Here is a 15,542-nt window from a genome sequence, read left to right on the forward strand (position 1 = left end):
GTGCCACCGTCGTGGCATGTCCTCCGAACACAGCTTGCGCACCCGTGCCGTGCACGCCGGCCGGGACGACCTGACCGATCTCGGCCTGCACGCGGTGCCGATCGACCTGTCCACCACCTACCCGTCGCGGGACAGCCGCGGTGAGGCGGCGCGGCTCGACGTGCTCGGCACGGGTGAGCAGGCACCCGGGATGCCGGTCTACGCCCGCGTCGGCAACCCCACGGTGGCCCGGTTCGAGGAGGCGCTGGCCGAGCTGGAGGGGTGCGAGGCGGCGGTGGCGTTCGCCTCGGGCATGGCGGCGCTCACCGCGTGCCTGATGGCCGGGGTGGCGGCGGGCAGGAGGCACGTGGTGGCCTGGCGGCCGTTGTACGGCACCAGCGACCACCTGCTCGGCTCCGGGCTGCTCGGCACCACCGTCAGCTGGGTGACGTCGCTTCCCGAGGTCCAGGCCGCGCTGCGGGACGACACCGCGTTCGTGATCGTCGAGACGCCGGCGAACCCGACGCTCGGGGAGGTCGACCTGCGCGCGCTCGCCGACGTGTGCGGGAACGTGCCTTTGTTGGTGGACAACACCTTTGCCACGCCGGTGCTGCAACGGCCGGTGGAGTTCGGCGCCGCGATCGTGCTGCACAGCGCCACGAAGTTCCTCGGCGGCCACAGCGACGTGCTCGCCGGAGTGGTGGCGTGCAAGGAGGAACACGCACGGGTGCTGCGCCAGATGCGTTTCGTCGCGGGCTCGAACCTGCACCCGCTGTCCGGCTATCTGTTGCTGCGCGGCCTTTCCACGCTGCCGGTGCGGATGGCGGCGGCGTCGGAGACCGCCGCGGTACTCGCGGCCCGGCTCGCCACGCACCCCGCCGTCTCCCGCGTCCACTACCCCGGGCTGACCGGTGGTCGGCCGAGCGGCCAGCTGCGCGGCGGTGGCGCGATCCTGTCGTTCGAGGTCGTCGGCGACCCGCACGCGGTGATCGGCGCGGTCCGGCTGATCACCCCCGCGGTCAGCCTCGGGAGCACCGACACGCTCCTGCAGCACCCCGGTTCGCTCAGCCACCACGTCATGGCGGAGGAGGACCGCGAGGCCGCCGGCATCAGCGAGCGGCTGCTGCGGCTGTCCGTCGGCCTGGAGGACGCCGAGGACCTGTGGGACGACCTCGACCAGGCCCTCAAGGCCTAGGTGCGCCCCCGACGGCGGCTGCCGCCGGGGGCGCCGCTGTCAGACCCGCTGCCAGAGGGCGGGGGTGTTCGGCGGCTCCCAGCCGGGGACGGACGTGTGCGGCTGGATGACGCGGTAGGTCGCGCCGTCGTAGGTGACCTGGGCGCCGCTGCCGTAGCTGGTGTACGGGGCCCACGTGCCGCTACCGGGAGGCGTGGTCGTGGTCGTCGTGCTGGTGGGCGGGGTGGTCGTGGTCGGACCGCCGGTGGTCATCAGGCGCAGGTTGTAGGCCTGCAGGATCTCGGTGACCGGCTGGAAGTAGATGGTGCCGCCGGTCTGGCAGTTGCCGGAACCGCCGGAGGTGACGCCCTGGGCCTGGTCGCCGGTCAGCCACGAGCCGCCGGAGTCGCCGGGCTCGGCGCAGGCGTTGGTGCGGGTCAGGCCGGTGATGGTGCCCTCGGGGTAGGTGACGGACGCGTTCTTCTGCTGGATGGTGCCGCAGCGCCAGCCGGTGGTGGAGCCGGAACGGCAGACCGAGGAGCCGACCGCGGCCTCCTGGGAACCCGCGACCGGGACGGTGCCCGGGTAGCGGTTGACCAGGGCGCGCGGGGTGTTGCCCGCGTCGGCGCGGACCCAGGCGTAGTCGTTGCCCGGGAAGCTGCTGCCCTGGATGGTGCCGGCGGGGTTGGTCGTGCGGCCGCCGGTGGCGCCGCAGTGGCCCGCCGTCACGAAGCCGCCCTCGACGGCGAAGCCGATGGAGCAGCGGCCGCCGCCGGGGATGCCGTAGGCGGTGCCGCCGACGATGTCGATCAGCGGCTTCGGGTCCTCGGTGCTGGCCTCGACCGCGACGACGTCGCCGCGCAGGCCCGCGTCGGCCGCCCACGCCCTGGCCTGCTCCTCGCCGCCGGCGCGGGCGAGCACGACGACCTTGTTGGCGCGCACGTCGACGTACCAGCCGGGCACGGCGTCAGGGGCCGCGGTCGCCCTGGCGTCGAGCTTGATCTTCGCGCCGTCCAGGGCGGACGCGCTGTGCTTCGCCGTGGTCACGACGGCGCCGCGCGACCGCACGGTTCCCGCCAGCGCCGGGTCGGTGACCGCGACGGTGAGGGTGTGGCCGGTGCCGTCCAGCCAGGATCCGGCGTACGCCGGGCCGAGGCTCGACCTCAGCGCGGCGTCGGTCTCGCCGGCGGTCTTCTCGGCGGCGAGGCGCTCCCGCGCCTGGCCCGAGGAGATGCCCAGGTCACGGGCCATCGCGGCGATCAGGGCAGGGTCGGTCTGGTCGGCCGCGGTGGCGCTGGTCGTCAGCGCCACCGCGATGCTGAGCCCGGCCGCTGTTACCGCCGCTGTGGCGGCGGCGATGAGCTTGCGGTTCATGTCCGCTCCTTGCACGCAGGGTGATTGCGCGCAGACCGTACGACGGCGAAGTACCGCAGTGGTACATACCAATTGGGCATAAGGTTCAGACCACCTGACCCGTGCCCGACGCCTCCGCGCCGCCGGTCAGCGGTTCGCCGGGAAGTGGCGCAGGCGGCCGTCTGCGGGCAGCAGGTAACCGTTCCAGCGCTGGTCGGGGACCTCACCGGCCAGTTCCGCGGCGGTGACGTAGTCCAGTTCGAAGCCGATCAGGCCCACCCTGAAGCCGACCTCGTCGAACACGCGGGCCGCCACGGTGGCGAGCCAGCCGTCCAGGCGGGTTCGCCAGGCCAGTGACTGCGGTCCCCCCTCCGGGCCGAACGGGAAGGCGCCGATCCGGCGGTCCGTGTTCGCCAGCGCGCCCAGCGGGAGGTAGAGGTTCAGCCAGTCCTCGGCGTCGTCGAAGCGGCTGACGTAGCAGCCGCAGACGACCGCGGTGCCCAACGGCTCGGCGACGCCGTACAGGTGGCCGAACTCGTGCAGCGACGCCGGTGTGGCGGGGACCTCCTGCTGGTCGGCCGGTTCGCGGCGCTGGTCGGCGTAGGGGCCGGTGATCCCCGCCGCCTGCCACAACGCGGTCAGTGCGCGTTCGAGGCGGGCGTCGTCGTGGTCGCCGATCTCCAGCGACAGCTCGTAGAAGCCGCCGGTCCAGTTCTCCCGGTCGGTGAACGAGGCCGGGTCAGCCATCCCGGGTCACCGCCTCCGGCTGCAGCCGGACGTCGTGCCAGGTGACCCAGCAGTCGGACCGCTCGGTGGCGAGCTCGGCGCCGCAGTTGCCGCAGACCAGGTTGGGGCCGTCCAGTCCGTCCAGGTCGCAGCACCCGTTCAGGCGGCTCCGGTCCCGATGGCGCCGGAGGTTCCGGGCGTCCTCGGGGTGGATCAGAACCGTCTCCCTCGGGCCCGCCCACACGTGGATCTGAGGGTTGTCGGGCGAGGGCTCGGACGGTGGCCCGAACGGGTCAGGGTCCAGGGCGAAGGTGCCCCGGTCCAGGCGGGGCACCGGGGGCTCGTCGCCGGGCGCGTCCGCCGGGAAGGCGACCTCGGTCAGGTCGGCGGTCACGACCGTCCCGCAGGCCTTGCACGCGAACGCCGTCATGGCGACAGGTTCGCAGGCCGGACGGCCGCGCGTCGCCTGAATTCCGGTCGGGCTAGGCCCTCGCCTGCTCCCGGACCGGCTTGATCGACTGCGGCGCGTCGGCGGCGTCCGGGAAGGTGCAGGTGAAGGTGCCGTGGTAGCCGAAGAGCGGCCCGAACCGGTGGTTGGTGACCTCGACGTCGATGCGGAACCGTCCCGCGTCCTCGTCGTAGGACTCGCGGACCTGCGCGGTGCCGGTCACCAGGGCGGGGATGCGGAAGTGCAGCGGGCCCTCGTGGAAGCGCTGCTCGCCGCTGCGGATCACGAGCGCGCCGCCGTCGTCGACGCTCAGGTGGAGATCCACGGAGACGTGCTGGTGGGTGCCCAGGTAGTCGACGACGCAGCCGCGTTCGGGGCTGTAGATCATCGTGGCGTCCCAGCGCTTCGGCCGGTCGAAGACGAAGGTGCGGACGAAGGTCACCGTCTCCCTGCCCAGCGAGTCGCGGTACGGGTAGTTCTGGATGGTGAACGGGATGTCGCTGCCGCGGCTCGGCAGCAGGATGTGCCGCTGGGCGCCGAGCCAGAGGAACGGCCTGGTGAAGCCGCGGCCGTGCCACACCCGGTCCATGACTCCGGTGCCCACGCAGGCGATGCCGTCGTCGCTGCCGAACCCGAACCGGCGTCGCAGCTGCGGGTGCAGGCGGTCGAAGTCGTCGCCGAGGGCGCGCTGGAAGATCGACGTCACGGGTGCTCCAAAGTGGACAGGGTGGCCGGTGCGGTGGACGAACGGCGGTCCGGCGGCGTCCGCCGGCACCTCCTGGCGGCCGGGGTGGACGGCAACGGCGGCGCCAGCAGCGCGCCGAGGGTGAGGGCGGCGGCGAGGACGGTCGGCGCGGTCGCCCAGGCGGCCGCGCAGACGGCGAGTCGCGTGCCGGCGTCCGCCAGGGCGTGCCTGAGCGACTCCTCCGGCGTGACGCCGCGTTCGAGCCAGAGCCGGAGCCGGTCGAACGACCAGGCCGTGCCCCAGCCCATCAGCCGGCGGAACGGGAGGTCCGCCAGGGCGCCGAGACGTCCCCAGCCCGGCCGGTAGCCGTAGCCGGTGAGGAACCGGACGCCGTCGCCGGTCGGCACGTACCGCCAGTAGCCCGCCCCGCTGCGGATGAGCGACAACGGGTGCGCCGAGCTGAACCGCAGCGCGGACGTCCGCGACCCGTCCGGCTTGACGCGTTCACCGACGCTGACGCCGACCCCGCCCACCTCCAGCCCGAGCACGCGGACCGCGTAGCGGAAGTGCTGCTCGGCGTCCTCGCTCTCCTTGGGCAGGTAGTCGATCGAGGTGAACCGCAGGTCCCACCGCTGGTGCGGGCGCGGCTCCTGGGTGAGCCGCCACACCGCGTCGAGGTCGGCCCGGATCAGCGTCTCCACGTAAAGCGTTCGTCGTCGCGCCATGAGACCCCCTCCCGGTTGAGCGATCGCTCAAATCGGAGGGTAGCCGAAGTTTTGAGCAGATGCTCAAAACTCGCGGGTCTTCTTGCGGAGCTTGGCGCGCAGGGCCCGGTGGGCGACGGGCCCGAGGTCGTCCACGACCTCGATGAGCACGGCGAGCCGGTCGAGTGCGTCGAGGGCCGCCTTCGCCCCTTCCGGGTCGACTCCCTCGTACAGCTCCAGGCCGATGAACCCCGCGCTGACCGCACGGGCGAGCCCCGCCGTGTCGATCAGCTCGGCCAGCGGCGAGCCGGCCAGCAGCCTGGTCAGGGCGCGCTCGATCGGGGCGATCCACAGCTGCAGCGCGGCCGCGGTGGCCTCGGCGAGCTCGGGGCTGGTCTGGGCGCCCGCGAGCAACTGGGCGAGCACCATGACGTTGCCCTCGGCGCGTTCCTCGGTGTGCAGGGCACGGCCGAGCGCGAGGAGCTGCCGCAGGTCCGTGATGTCGTCGAGGCGCGCGGCGAACGGCGCGACCCTCGCCTCGGTGGCGGCGAGGCACGCGGCCTGGAGCAGGTCGTGGACCGTGCCGAAGTGGTAGAAGACGAGCGCCTGGTTGACGCCCGCGGTGGCCGCGATGCTCCGCGCCGTCGTGCCGGTCAGACCGTGCGTGCGGAGGGTCTCGATCGCGCCGTCGATCAGGCGTTGTCGGGTGTCGGCCACGCCATCACCGTAGAGCGGCGCGCGGTCATGAGCCCAGCCGGTCGGCGCGGACGCACCCACGGGCACGTCGAAGCCGTGAGGCCTGAGTCCGCTGTGGACTCAGGCCTCCCGGTCGTGCGCGGTCAGGAGTGGACGGGAACCTGCTCGTAGATCGTCTTCCATTCGTAGGTGCCGAAGAACCCGTTGGCCCACAGGGAGTTCACCCTGGAGACCTCGGCGGAGTTCGGCGTGGCGACCCGGCAGGACGTGCCGGGGCCGCCGCCCGACATCAGTTCCGAGCACGGGCCGCTGTAGTGGTCGGGCAGGCCGAGGGCGTGCCCGGTCTCGTGCGCGGTGATGCGGGTGACGTAGTACTGCCGGGCCTGCGTGTAGTCGATGAAGATGGTGCCGCTGCCGTGGCCGTTGGTGGAGGCGTACGACCCGCGCGGGTCGTTGCCCTCGCGGTAGCGCAGGGTGGCCGCGCTGCGGTTCTCCACCAGCTTCACGTTGCTGACCCGCGCGTTCCAGTTCGCCGCGCCTTGCCGGATGGCGCTCGCGAACGTGGGTGCGCTGCTGGTGTCGTAGTAGACGGTGACCGCCGCCGCGTTGATCGGCGCTTCGCCGGTCGACGCCTGGCCGGTGAGGGGTGCGACGACCGTCGTGGCCGCGGCGAGCGCGACGGACAGGACGACTTTCCTGAACATTGGGGTTCTCCTCGCTTGCAGGGTGCGAAGAATGGAACCTGTGCCGGTTCCGCCACTCAACGTATGGAAGGTCGTCACGCCCACTCGCCCGCCAATGGCGTGAAGCGGTTCAGCGCTCTTGACGGTTGACGGTGCCCGCTATTCGGATGATTGCAACGAAAGATGCGGAAATGGGGCGAACAGCCGTCACGGTGCGTGAGACCACCGGGTCGGCACGACCCGATCACCGCAGCTCATGACGGCCGGCACTGCGTGATCCGCACCCGGTCGGTCTCCGTCAAATGGCAGATCACGTGGTCACCCTTCTTCACCTCGGTCGCGAACTCCGCCTTGTCGACGTTCACCCGGTGCCAGTTGTCCGCTCGCAGGTCGTCCGGCCGGCCGCCGGTCACGTTGATGTCGTACGTGGTTTCGCCGACATCGAGAACGAGGAAAGTCGGGTCCGCCTCGATCCGGTGCTCGGCACACGCGGTCAGGGCGAGACAGGCGAACAACAATGTGGTGAAAGTGCGCATTTCGTACCCCCAAGTCGATTTCGCCTTGTCGGACGCGTCGGATCCGAGGGGGTTGCTCCGCGAGGTGCCCTTCCGGAGAAGACGTCGCGAAGATCGTCTGGAAGGCCTACGCCGGTAGTCCTCGCGCCGCGATCGTGAGCGCTTCGGCGGTCGCCGCCGCGAGGGACGCCGGCGTCTCGGCGTTGAACGCGTGGTGCTCCACGGCCACCCTCAGGGCTCCGTTGATCATCGCGGCCTGGATCGCGGTGGCCAGGTCGGGCTCGGTCAGCCCCGCGCGGTGGGCGAGCGCCTCGGCGAACGCCGGTTCGGCCTCCCGGTGCGCCTCCAGCCAGACGGCGCGCAGACCGGGGTCGGTGCGGGTGAGCCGGACCAGGTTCAGCATCTCGGCCGCGACCTCCGGCGACTCGGCGTGACCGGCGGCGAGCGTGCTGACCAGGTCGGACACGCCCTGATCGGCGCTCCACGTCCGCAACCGCGCCGCCGTCTGCTCGATCCCGCCGGCCAGCAGCGGCATCACGCAGCTCTCCTTGCTCGGGAAGTAGCGCCACAGCGTGCGCGTGGAGATGCCCGCCAGTGCCGCGATCTCCTCGACGGACGTGTCCGCGACCCCCTTGGCCAGGAAGAGGCGGACGGCCGCGCGCGCGACCTCCAGCCTGGTCTCCGCCTTGCGCCGCTCGGTCAGCGGCGGGCGTCCGGTCCGCTCGGCCGCGCGGGTCTGCTGATGGCTGGGCATGCCACCTCCGTCCTGTGTGCTCCACATCCTACTTTTTGTCTCGACACGACATAGTGGCGCAGTGTGCCAATAAGTCGGTACGGTGAGGCCATGACCACGAACAGTGACCTGGACGGCCGCAGCGTCGTCGTGACCGGCGCCGGCTCGGGCATCGGGCGGGCGGCGGCCCGTCAGTTCGCCCGGCTGGGCGCGAAAGTGGTGGTGGCCGACGTCAACGGCGACGCCGCCCAGGCCCTGGCCGAGGGGATCACGCAGGACGGTGGCACCGCGCTGGCCGTTGCAGGCGACCTGACCGAGTCCGCCGTGGCCGACGAGGTGGTCGCCACGGCGGTGAGCGCGTTCGGCGGCCTGGACGTGCTGGTGTGCAACGCCGGGGTGATGGACTCGATGACGGCGGCGGCCGACGTCTCCGACGCGGAGTGGGACCGGCTCCTCGCCGTCAACCTGACCGCGCCGTTCCGGCTGACCCGCGTCGCGCTGCCGCACCTGCTCGCGAGCGGCGACGGCGCCATTGTCTACACCGCGTCGGAGGCCGCCCTGCGCGGCAGCGCCGCCGGACTCGCCTACACCGCGTCGAAGTCGGGCCTGGTCGGCCTGATGCGCTCGGTCGCGGTGATGTACCGGGACTCGGGCGTGCGGGCCAACGCGATCGCGCCCGGCGCCACGGCGACCGGCATCTCCACCTCCCCCGACCCCGCCGGGCACGGCCCGAAGGTCGTCGGCCGGTACCTGCCCAACGCCGGCCGCGTCGCGGACGCCGACGAGCAGGCCGCCGCGATCGTCTTCCTCGCCTCCCGCGCCGCGTCCAACATCACCGGCGTCGTCCTCCCGGTCGACAACGGCTGGTCCGCGGTCTGAAAACCCTTTGAGCGAAAGGCTTTCCCCTGTGTTGTCCGTCTCCGACGCCGTTCCGGAAGACCTCGACCTGGACGCACTGCGCGCCCGGTACCGGGCCGAGCGGGAGCGCCGCCTCCGCCCCGACGGCGCCGCGCAGTACCGCGACGCCTCCGGCGACTTCGGCTACTACGCCGACGACCCGCACGCCGATCCTGATCTCACCCGCGACCCCCTGCGGGACGAGGTGGAGGTCGTCGTCATCGGCGGCGGGCTCGGCGGGCTGCTCGCCGGGGCACGACTCCGGCAGGCGGGGATCGGGTCCGTCCGGGTGATCGAGAAGGGCGGCGACTTCGGCGGCACCTGGTACTGGAACCGCTACCCCGGCATCCACTGCGACATCGAGTCGTACGTCTACCTGCCGTTGCTGGACGAACTCGGCCACGTCCCGGAGTGGAAGTACGCGCCCGGCGAGGAGATCCGCCGGCACGCGCGGGCCATCGGCGAGCACTTCGACCTCTACCGCGACGCGTGCTTCCAGACGGCCGTCACCGAACTGCGGTGGGACGAGGACGCGGCCCGGTGGATCGTGTCCACCGACCGCGGCGACCGGATGCGGGCGCGGTACGTGGTGATGTCCAACGGAACCCTGGACCGGCCCAAGCTGCCCGGCATCCCCGGCATCGAGACGTTCGCGGGCCACACCTTCCACACCAGCCGCTGGGACTACGGCTACACCGGCGGCGACGCGACCGGCAACCTCACCGGGCTGGCGGACAAGCGGGTCGCCCTCATCGGCACCGGGGCGACCGCGATCCAGGTCGTGCCGCACCTCGGCCGCGACGCCGATCAGCTCCACGTCTTCCAGCGCACGCCGTCCACTGTGGACTACCGGAACAACCGGCCGACCGACGCGAACTGGGCGGCGTCGCTGGCGCCGGGCTGGCAGCGCCCCAGGATGGAGAACTTCCTCGACATCCTCAGCGGCGGCGACGTCGCCGAGGACCACGTGCGCGACGCGTGGACGGAGAGCGCGCGGCTGTTGCGGAAGATGACCCAGGGCCAGACGCACGAGTCGCTGACGCCGGAGGACCGCGAGCGCGCCGAGGAGATCCTCGACTTCCGCAAGATGAACGAGGTCCGCGCCCGCGTCGACGCGATCGTGCGCGACCCGGCGACCGCCGAGCTGCTCAAGCCCTGGTACCGCTACGCCTGCAAGCGGCCGACGTTCAGCGACGAGTACCTCCAGACGTTCAACCGCCCCAACGTCACCCTGGTCGACACCGCCGACCGCGGCGGCGTCGACCGCGTCACCGAGAACGCCGTCGTGGTCGGCGACCGCGAGTACGAAGTGGACTGCGTCATCTTCGCGACCGGGTTCCAGGTCGGCATGTCCGACCTGGTGACCGGTCGGCTGCCGGTGCACGGCCGAGACGGCACGCAGCTCCTGCGGCACTGGAGTCGCGGACCGCGGACGTTGCACGGCTTCTACAGCGACGGTTTCCCCAACCTGTTCACGATGGGGGCTTTGCAGAACGCCGCCTCGGTGAACTTCACGCACGTCCTGGACGAACAGGCGAGCCACGTCGCGGCCGTCGTCGCGGAGGCGGGCAAGCGCGGTGCGCGCCGGGTCGAGCCGAGCGCCGCGGCCGTGGACGCCTGGGTGTCGGCGCTCGGCCAGAACGCGGAGGAGCTCTACCGGTTCCACCTCGACTGCACGCCCGGCTACTACAACAACGAGGGTAAACCCCGGCCGCGGCACGGGTACGGCGGCGGCGCCAGCGCGTTCCACGCCCTGCTCCGGGACTGGCGGGACAACGGCGGCTTCGACGACGTCCTGGTGACGGATGGATGAGCCGCTCCCCGGCGCGGTTCAGATCACCGACTTGACCGTGCCGCCGTCGACCCTGATCGTCGCGCCGCTGATGTAGTCCGCGTAGGGGCTCGCGAGGTACGCCACGGCACCCGCGATCTCCTCCGGACGGCCGAAGCGGCCGACGTCGTTGGGCACGAAGTCCTTGGCCGCGTTGCGTTCGATCTCCTCCCACGTCTCGCCCCAGCCGTGCGCGGGCGCGTGCGTCGTGAGCCAGTCGCGCACCGAGTCGACCATGATCGCGCCCGGTGAGACCACGTTCGAGGTAACGCCCGTCTCCCCGAGCTCGCGGGCCAGGGAGACGGCGAGGCTGTGCCGGGCGGCCAGGGTCGCGCTGTAGTGCGGCTGCAGCGCGATCGGCTGGGAGCCGAGGCCGCCGCCGATCTGGATCACCCGGCCCCAGCCGCGGCCGCGCATGCCGGGCACGAAGCGCGCGATCATCCGCACCGCGGAGAGCACGTTGGTCTCGTACATGTCCCGCCACACGTCCGGGGTCGCGTCCTGCCAGCCCTCGTGGCCGTACGCGCCCGCGTTGTTCACCAGCACGTCGATCTCGCCGGCCACCGCGGCGACCGCGTCGGCACCGGCGTCGGTCGCGAGGTCGCCGATCGCCGCGGTGGCGCCGATGTCCGCCGCGACCGCCTTGGTGCGGGCCTCGTCGCGACCGTGCACGACGACCTCCGCTCCCTCCGCGGCCAACAGCCGTGCGATCGCCTCTCCCAAGCCCGAGCTGGAGCCCGTGACCAGGGCGCGCTTGCCGTTCAGGTTCAGTTCCACTGCTGCTCCGTGATGTCTACAGTCGTATACTTACGAGGTAAGTCTACACTCGTATACATGACGACGACACACCGCCGGGACGCGTCCGCCACCCGGGCCGCGATCCTGCGCGCGGGCATCGAGGGGTTCACCCGGCATGGATTCGACGGGATCGGGGTCCGCGAGATCGCCCAGGCCGCCGGCGTCAGCGCGATGCTGGTGAACCGCTACTTCGGGTCCAAGGAAGGGCTGTTCGCCGAGGTCGCCGAGGTGTCCATGACCGACCGCACGGTGCTGGGCGGCGACCCGGCGACCCTGGCTCGCGACATCGCCGCCGCGCTGGTGCGCCGCACCGGCCCTGCCTCGGACGACCTCTCCCCGTTCCTGCTCGTGCTGAGGTCGGCGGCCAACCCGCGCGCCGCCGAGATCCTGCGCGAGAACGTCGAACGTCAGGTCGAGGCGCACCTGCTCGAGGTCGCGCCTCGCACACGTGACGGCGGCCGGGCGGCGGTGGTGCTGTCGGTGATCGCGGGATTCTGGTTGCTGCGCAAGGTGATCGGCAGCACCGCGTTGAACGCGACGGACGAGGAGACGCTCGAAGCCACCCTGCGGCAGCTCTTCGAGGTCCTCCTGCCCTGACGTCAGCCTAGGAGACGCACGAGGTGCACGGTCCGGTCGCCCGGCCACGTCTGGCGCGCGCCGCCGTGGAAGTCCACCTCGACGTCCTCCCCGACCGTCACCGCCGCCACCTGACCGACCGGCCCGATCGAGCCGTACAGCCGGACGTGCTCCCCCACCGACAGCTCGTTCGCCGGCGCGGTCCCGATGTTGCGCGCCGGGGACGCGGGCTTCAGCCGGGTGGTGAACAACCACCACGCGCCGCCGCACACCACCGGCGCCGCGAGCACCAGGAACCCTGCGGCGACGGGCTGGGTGCGCACCAGCGCGGCCGCGATCACGACGGCTCCCAGCAGGCCTGCCACCGCGGCGAGGAGCGCCGAGCTCACGGGGTGGTGGCCGACCTGGAGCCAGCCCGTCGTGCGGACCCAGCCACCGGGCGTCAGACCGCGCGGGGTCCGGCCGTCCGCGAGCCTGGGCCCGGGGTCGGCGGCGGGTGCGGGTGCGGCCTTGCTGAAGAGGTCGACCTCGTCCTCAGTCGGCACGGCGCCACCTCAGCTGGTTCTTGCCGTTGCGGGAGCAGACGATCTCGTAGCCGTCCTTGGTGGTCCGGCGCGCGCCCTCGAAGAGACACGGCTTGCCGAGCCGGGAGTCGTCCCACTCCTCGTCCGGCGGCTCCGGTTCGGTGGTCGTGGGCTGGGGCGGAGGCGGCGGCTCCGGCGTCGTGGTCTCCGGTGTGGTCGTGGCCGTTGTCGTGGTCGGGCTCGGCGCGGAGGTCGAAGTCGGCGGGAGGGACACGGGCGTCGTGTTCGCGCCGGGGGCACACGCGGCCGCCCACAGGCCGAGGCGCCCCAGCCGGGCACCTGACTCGTCGGACGCCAGCTCGCCGCGCGCGGCCAGGTCCGCCTGCACCACGCCGCCGCTGACCACGGTCCGCGCGTAGTCCGCGCCGTCCGGCAGCTCGACGTCGACCAGGATCCGATCGCCGCCGGACGTGTCCTCCCGCTTCACGACGAGACGCACGTCCTTGCCGCGCAACAGCTCCTGTGCCGCGGCACGGGACTCGGCCGCCCAGCAGTCCGGCATCGGCCGCACTCCGGCGACGCGGGCGAGCACCACGCGTCCGGTGACGGGGTCCGCGCCCTCGAAGAGATCCACCTCGGTGACCGCGCGAACGGTCACCTGAAGTGAGTCGCCGCGAAATCCGCTGGCGTCGAGCCCGCCGTTTCCCGGATTTCGTGAGAGGTCCTCACCACTGAACGCGACGGCGCCGGTGACGGCCAGCGCGGTGACGACGCCGAGACATCCGATGGCGAGCCGTGCGGGCTGGCCGGTGCGCCACCAGAAACGGCGGACGGCACCCCCGGCCTGGTGGGCGGTGGAGTCAGCTGAGCTGGGCAATGGCGTTCCCCCGGCGTCGGACGATCCGTGACACAAAACGGACGTTCGGTTCTTCGACTCAATACGCGTCAAAGACGATGTCGTTCATTCACAGATTGTCGTTATCATTCACAGAATTGCCGGATCTGTGATTGACGGCGCACGCTCCGTCACCTTTTCTTGGGCCACGGAATCAACATCATCACGCCCGCGCTGGCGCACAGCAGCCCGATCGTCGTCCACAGCTGCTGCCCCGTCATGAAGCTGCCCTTGAGGTAGCCCAGCCCCTGCGCGGTCCACACCCCGCCGACCAGCAGCAGCACGATTCCGAGCCCGACCAGCAGTTTTCTGCTCATGGCGGGAAGGTTACCGGCGGCCGACAGCCCTGGAAGGTCACCGGCGGCCGGCAGCCGCAGAAGGTTGCCGGCGGGCGGCAGCCGCGGAAGGTCACCGGCGGCCAGCAGCCCTGGAAGGTTGCCGGCGGTCGGCAGCCGCGGAAGGTTCGATGGCGAGCGGCAGCCGCAGAAGGTTCGATGGCGGTCGTACCATGAGCGTCGTCGAAGTCGTGAGGAGTCACCGTGGCACGTCCCCGCACCACCCCGCGGACCGTGGAGCACCCGGACCTGGCCGAGGTCACGCTGCAGCAGGCCCTGGAGGCGTTGGCGGACCCGATCCGGCGCATGGTCGTGTGCCAGCTGGCGCGCGCGGACGGCGACAAGGGCTGCGGCACGTTCGACACACCGGTGTCGGACTCGACGCTCACCCACCACTTCGCCGTCCTGCGCGAGGCGGGCGTGATCCGGCAGCACTACCAGGGCACGACCAAGCTGAACTCGCTGCGCACCGTCGAGCTGGAGGCCAGGTTCCCCGGCCTGCTGCACGCCGTGGTGAGCGCCGCGGAGGCAGAAGTTCGATGACCGTCAAGGTTCAATGATCGTCGACGTTCGATCGTGGTCAAGGTTCGATGGCAGTCAAGTTCGATGGCGGTCAAGGTTCGATGACGGTCAAGGCTGGATGGCCACCGAAGCTTGACGACGACCGAAGCCTGATGGCAGTCGAAGCTTGATGACGGTCGACCTTCGAAGGCGGTCAAGGTTCGAAGACAGCCGAAGCTTGATGGCACTCAAGGCTCGGTGGCGGTCGAAGCCTGATGACGGTCGAAATTGGATGCCCGTCAAAGTTTGACGGCCATCAAACTTTGGGGCAGGGTAGGCGGCGTTGCCACCCGACCCCGGAGGACGGCTCACCATGGCCAGGCAAGTGCGGTTCGACCGGCTCGGCGGCCCCGAGGTGCTGACGCTGCACGACGTCGAGGTGGGCGAGCCCGCGGCGGGTGAGGTGCGCATCCGCGTGGACGCGATCGGCCTGAACCGGGCCGAGATCCTGTTCCGCGAGGGCACCTACTTCGAACAGCCCACCTTCCCCGCCACGCTGGGCTACGAGGCCGCGGGCGTGGTCGAGGCGACCGGCGAGGGCGTGTCACACCTGGCCGAGGGCGATCCGGTCGCGGTCGTGCCGGCGTTCTCCCTGACCAGCTACGGCACCTACGGCGACCACGTGATCGTGCCCGCCTCCGCCGTGGTCCCCCGCCCGGCGAACGTCAGCGCGGTCCAGGCCGCCGCCGTGTGGATGGCCTACATCACCGCGTACGGGCCGCTGTTCGAGTCCGGCGAGGTCCGGCCGGGCGACCACGTGCTGATCACCGCCGCCGCGAGCAGCGTGGGCCAGGCGGCCGTCCAGATCGCCCGCCACACAGGCGCGATCCCGATCGCCACCACCCGCGACCCCGCGAAGCGCCAACGGCTCCTCGACGCGGGCGCCGCGCACGTCGTCGTCACTGGCGACGAGGACATGCCTGCCCGGGTCGAGGAGATCACCGGCGGCGAAGGCGTCCGACTGGCGTTCGACCCGGTCGCGGGACCCGGCGTGGAGACCCTTGCGCAGGCCATCGCCCCTGGCGGCCACCTGGTGGTGTACGGCGCCCTGGACCCGCGCCCCACTCCCCTGCCGAACGCGAGCAGCTACCCGCAGCTCACCAGCCGCGCCTACTCGATGCACTCCATCAGCAGGGACCCCGAACGCCTGCGCCGCGCCGTCGCGTTCGTCAACGCGGGGCTCGCCACCGGCTCGTTCACGCCGGTCGTGGACCGCACCTTCGACCTGGCCGACATCGCCGACGCCCACCGGTACATGGAGGCGGGCGGCCACATCGGCAAGATCGTCGTCACTGTCTCCCACGACTAGGTGCTGTCCTGACGAACTCCCACGACTAGGTGTATTTGGCCATCAGGTTGGTTGCAATCGGGTGATGGGTGGGTGGCCTCCGAGTGCGCTGTGGCGGCGTTGAGTGTTGTAGTGCTCGAT

General features: G+C 71.6%; 19 protein-coding genes. 6 read left to right on the forward strand and 13 right to left on the reverse strand.

Annotated features, from left to right (window positions below; genetic code table 11):
- Window positions 1–16 precede the first annotated feature (16 nt).
- Window positions 17–1,174: a trans-sulfuration enzyme family protein gene (locus tag ACFWNN_RS04160; RefSeq protein ID WP_382438364.1), complete on the forward strand. Its 1,158-nt coding sequence runs from the start codon at window positions 17–19 to the stop codon at window positions 1,172–1,174.
- A 39-nt stretch (window positions 1,175–1,213) separates the two neighbouring features.
- Here ACFWNN_RS04160 and ACFWNN_RS04165 read toward each other — a convergent pair whose 3' ends face one another.
- The 9 genes from ACFWNN_RS04165 to ACFWNN_RS04205 all read right to left on the reverse strand — a co-directional run bounded on the left by ACFWNN_RS04165 (window position 1,214) and on the right by ACFWNN_RS04205 (window position 7,717).
- Window positions 1,214–2,527, reverse strand: a complete 1,314-nt coding sequence (locus ACFWNN_RS04165; protein ID WP_382438365.1) for an alpha-lytic protease prodomain-containing protein — start codon at window positions 2,525–2,527, stop codon at window positions 1,214–1,216.
- Window positions 2,528–2,653: 126 nt separating this feature from the next.
- Window positions 2,654–3,253, reverse strand: a complete 600-nt coding sequence (locus ACFWNN_RS04170) for a hypothetical protein (RefSeq protein ID WP_382438366.1) — start codon at window positions 3,251–3,253, stop codon at window positions 2,654–2,656.
- Complete coding sequence (locus tag ACFWNN_RS04175; RefSeq protein WP_382438367.1) at window positions 3,246–3,662, reverse strand: hypothetical protein; 417 nt, start codon at window positions 3,660–3,662, stop codon at window positions 3,246–3,248. The genes ACFWNN_RS04170 and ACFWNN_RS04175 overlap by 8 nt, the downstream gene beginning before the upstream one ends.
- Before the next feature lie 52 nt (window positions 3,663–3,714).
- Window positions 3,715–4,386 carry a DUF4166 domain-containing protein gene (locus tag ACFWNN_RS04180; RefSeq protein WP_382438368.1) on the reverse strand — a complete coding sequence of 224 codons (672 nt, stop codon included), beginning with the start codon at window positions 4,384–4,386 and terminating at the stop codon, window positions 3,715–3,717.
- Window positions 4,383–5,090: a hypothetical protein gene (locus tag ACFWNN_RS04185; protein ID WP_382438369.1), complete on the reverse strand. Its 708-nt coding sequence runs from the start codon at window positions 5,088–5,090 to the stop codon at window positions 4,383–4,385. Before ACFWNN_RS04185 ends, ACFWNN_RS04180 begins: the two co-directional genes overlap by 4 nt.
- A gap of 63 nt (window positions 5,091–5,153) precedes the next feature.
- Complete coding sequence (locus ACFWNN_RS04190) at window positions 5,154–5,786, reverse strand: TetR/AcrR family transcriptional regulator (protein ID WP_382438370.1); 633 nt, start codon at window positions 5,784–5,786, stop codon at window positions 5,154–5,156.
- A gap of 122 nt (window positions 5,787–5,908) precedes the next feature.
- Window positions 5,909–6,469: a snapalysin family zinc-dependent metalloprotease gene (locus ACFWNN_RS04195; protein WP_382438371.1), complete on the reverse strand. Its 561-nt coding sequence runs from the start codon at window positions 6,467–6,469 to the stop codon at window positions 5,909–5,911.
- 233 nt (window positions 6,470–6,702) lie between these two features.
- Window positions 6,703–6,984, reverse strand: a complete 282-nt coding sequence (locus ACFWNN_RS04200; protein WP_382438372.1) for a hypothetical protein — start codon at window positions 6,982–6,984, stop codon at window positions 6,703–6,705.
- Between the two features lie 106 nt (window positions 6,985–7,090).
- On the reverse strand, window positions 7,091–7,717 hold the full coding sequence (locus tag ACFWNN_RS04205) for a TetR/AcrR family transcriptional regulator (RefSeq protein ID WP_382438373.1): 627 nt from the start codon (window positions 7,715–7,717) through the stop codon (window positions 7,091–7,093).
- Window positions 7,718–7,807: 90 nt separating this feature from the next.
- Between ACFWNN_RS04205 and ACFWNN_RS04210 the strand changes: the two genes are divergently transcribed.
- Together ACFWNN_RS04210 and ACFWNN_RS04215 are read left to right on the forward strand one after the other, a co-directional pair.
- Window positions 7,808–8,575: an SDR family NAD(P)-dependent oxidoreductase gene (locus tag ACFWNN_RS04210; protein ID WP_382438374.1), complete on the forward strand. Its 768-nt coding sequence runs from the start codon at window positions 7,808–7,810 to the stop codon at window positions 8,573–8,575.
- 28 nt (window positions 8,576–8,603) lie between these two features.
- Window positions 8,604–10,406 carry a flavin-containing monooxygenase gene (locus ACFWNN_RS04215; protein ID WP_382438375.1) on the forward strand — a complete coding sequence of 601 codons (1,803 nt, stop codon included), beginning with the start codon at window positions 8,604–8,606 and terminating at the stop codon, window positions 10,404–10,406.
- 18 nt (window positions 10,407–10,424) lie between these two features.
- On the opposite strand, the gene ACFWNN_RS04220 is transcribed toward ACFWNN_RS04215, so the two are convergent.
- Window positions 10,425–11,201 carry an SDR family NAD(P)-dependent oxidoreductase gene (locus ACFWNN_RS04220; protein ID WP_382438376.1) on the reverse strand — a complete coding sequence of 259 codons (777 nt, stop codon included), beginning with the start codon at window positions 11,199–11,201 and terminating at the stop codon, window positions 10,425–10,427.
- Between the two features lie 57 nt (window positions 11,202–11,258).
- Here ACFWNN_RS04220 and ACFWNN_RS04225 point away from each other — a divergent pair, with 57 nt between their 5' ends.
- Window positions 11,259–11,819, forward strand: coding sequence for a TetR/AcrR family transcriptional regulator (locus ACFWNN_RS04225; RefSeq protein WP_382438377.1), 561 nt, complete (start codon window positions 11,259–11,261; stop codon window positions 11,817–11,819).
- A gap of 2 nt (window positions 11,820–11,821) precedes the next feature.
- Here ACFWNN_RS04225 and ACFWNN_RS04230 read toward each other — a convergent pair whose 3' ends face one another.
- The 3 genes from ACFWNN_RS04230 to ACFWNN_RS04240 form a co-directional block, all read right to left on the reverse strand.
- Entirely contained in the window at window positions 11,822–12,343 is a 522-nt protein-coding gene (locus ACFWNN_RS04230; protein ID WP_382438378.1) for a hypothetical protein, read from the reverse strand.
- Window positions 12,333–13,199, reverse strand: coding sequence for a thermonuclease family protein (locus tag ACFWNN_RS04235; protein ID WP_382438379.1), 867 nt, complete (start codon window positions 13,197–13,199; stop codon window positions 12,333–12,335). Before ACFWNN_RS04235 ends, ACFWNN_RS04230 begins: the two co-directional genes overlap by 11 nt.
- A gap of 149 nt (window positions 13,200–13,348) precedes the next feature.
- Window positions 13,349–13,534 carry a hypothetical protein gene (locus ACFWNN_RS04240; RefSeq protein WP_093603567.1) on the reverse strand — a complete coding sequence of 62 codons (186 nt, stop codon included), beginning with the start codon at window positions 13,532–13,534 and terminating at the stop codon, window positions 13,349–13,351.
- 222 nt (window positions 13,535–13,756) lie between these two features.
- Here ACFWNN_RS04240 and ACFWNN_RS04245 point away from each other — a divergent pair, with 222 nt between their 5' ends.
- Both ACFWNN_RS04245 and ACFWNN_RS04250 read left to right on the forward strand, forming a co-directional pair.
- On the forward strand, window positions 13,757–14,095 hold the full coding sequence (locus ACFWNN_RS04245) for an ArsR/SmtB family transcription factor (protein WP_382438380.1): 339 nt from the start codon (window positions 13,757–13,759) through the stop codon (window positions 14,093–14,095).
- Window positions 14,096–14,426: 331 nt separating this feature from the next.
- Complete coding sequence (locus ACFWNN_RS04250; RefSeq protein WP_382438381.1) at window positions 14,427–15,422, forward strand: zinc-dependent alcohol dehydrogenase family protein; 996 nt, start codon at window positions 14,427–14,429, stop codon at window positions 15,420–15,422.
- Window positions 15,423–15,542: the final 120 nt, after the last annotated feature.

The sequence above is a fragment of the Lentzea sp. NPDC058450 genome (assembly GCF_042721395.1).
GTDB lineage: Bacteria > Actinomycetota > Actinomycetes > Mycobacteriales > Pseudonocardiaceae > Lentzea.

Excerpts from the sequence above, each read along its gene's own strand:
- ACFWNN_RS04210 (WP_382438374.1), top strand. The coding sequence starts at position 7,808 with ATGACCACGAACAGTGACCTGGACGGCCGCAGCGTCGTCGTGACCGGC.
- ACFWNN_RS04160 (WP_382438364.1), top strand. The coding sequence starts at position 17 with ATGTCCTCCGAACACAGCTTGCGCACCCGTGCCGTGCACGCCGGCCGG.
- ACFWNN_RS04195 (WP_382438371.1), bottom strand. The coding sequence starts at position 6,469 with ATGTTCAGGAAAGTCGTCCTGTCCGTCGCGCTCGCCGCGGCCACGACG.
- ACFWNN_RS04225 (WP_382438377.1), top strand. The coding sequence starts at position 11,259 with ATGACGACGACACACCGCCGGGACGCGTCCGCCACCCGGGCCGCGATC.
- ACFWNN_RS04165 (WP_382438365.1), bottom strand. The coding sequence starts at position 2,527 with ATGAACCGCAAGCTCATCGCCGCCGCCACAGCGGCGGTAACAGCGGCC.
- ACFWNN_RS04175 (WP_382438367.1), bottom strand. The coding sequence starts at position 3,662 with ATGACGGCGTTCGCGTGCAAGGCCTGCGGGACGGTCGTGACCGCCGAC.
- ACFWNN_RS04205 (WP_382438373.1), bottom strand. The coding sequence starts at position 7,717 with ATGCCCAGCCATCAGCAGACCCGCGCGGCCGAGCGGACCGGACGCCCG.
- ACFWNN_RS04200 (WP_382438372.1), bottom strand. The coding sequence starts at position 6,984 with ATGCGCACTTTCACCACATTGTTGTTCGCCTGTCTCGCCCTGACCGCG.
- ACFWNN_RS04250 (WP_382438381.1), top strand. The coding sequence starts at position 14,427 with ATGGCCAGGCAAGTGCGGTTCGACCGGCTCGGCGGCCCCGAGGTGCTG.
- ACFWNN_RS04170 (WP_382438366.1), bottom strand. The coding sequence starts at position 3,253 with ATGGCTGACCCGGCCTCGTTCACCGACCGGGAGAACTGGACCGGCGGC.
- ACFWNN_RS04240 (WP_093603567.1), bottom strand. The coding sequence starts at position 13,534 with ATGAGCAGAAAACTGCTGGTCGGGCTCGGAATCGTGCTGCTGCTGGTC.
- ACFWNN_RS04185 (WP_382438369.1), bottom strand. The coding sequence starts at position 5,090 with ATGGCGCGACGACGAACGCTTTACGTGGAGACGCTGATCCGGGCCGAC.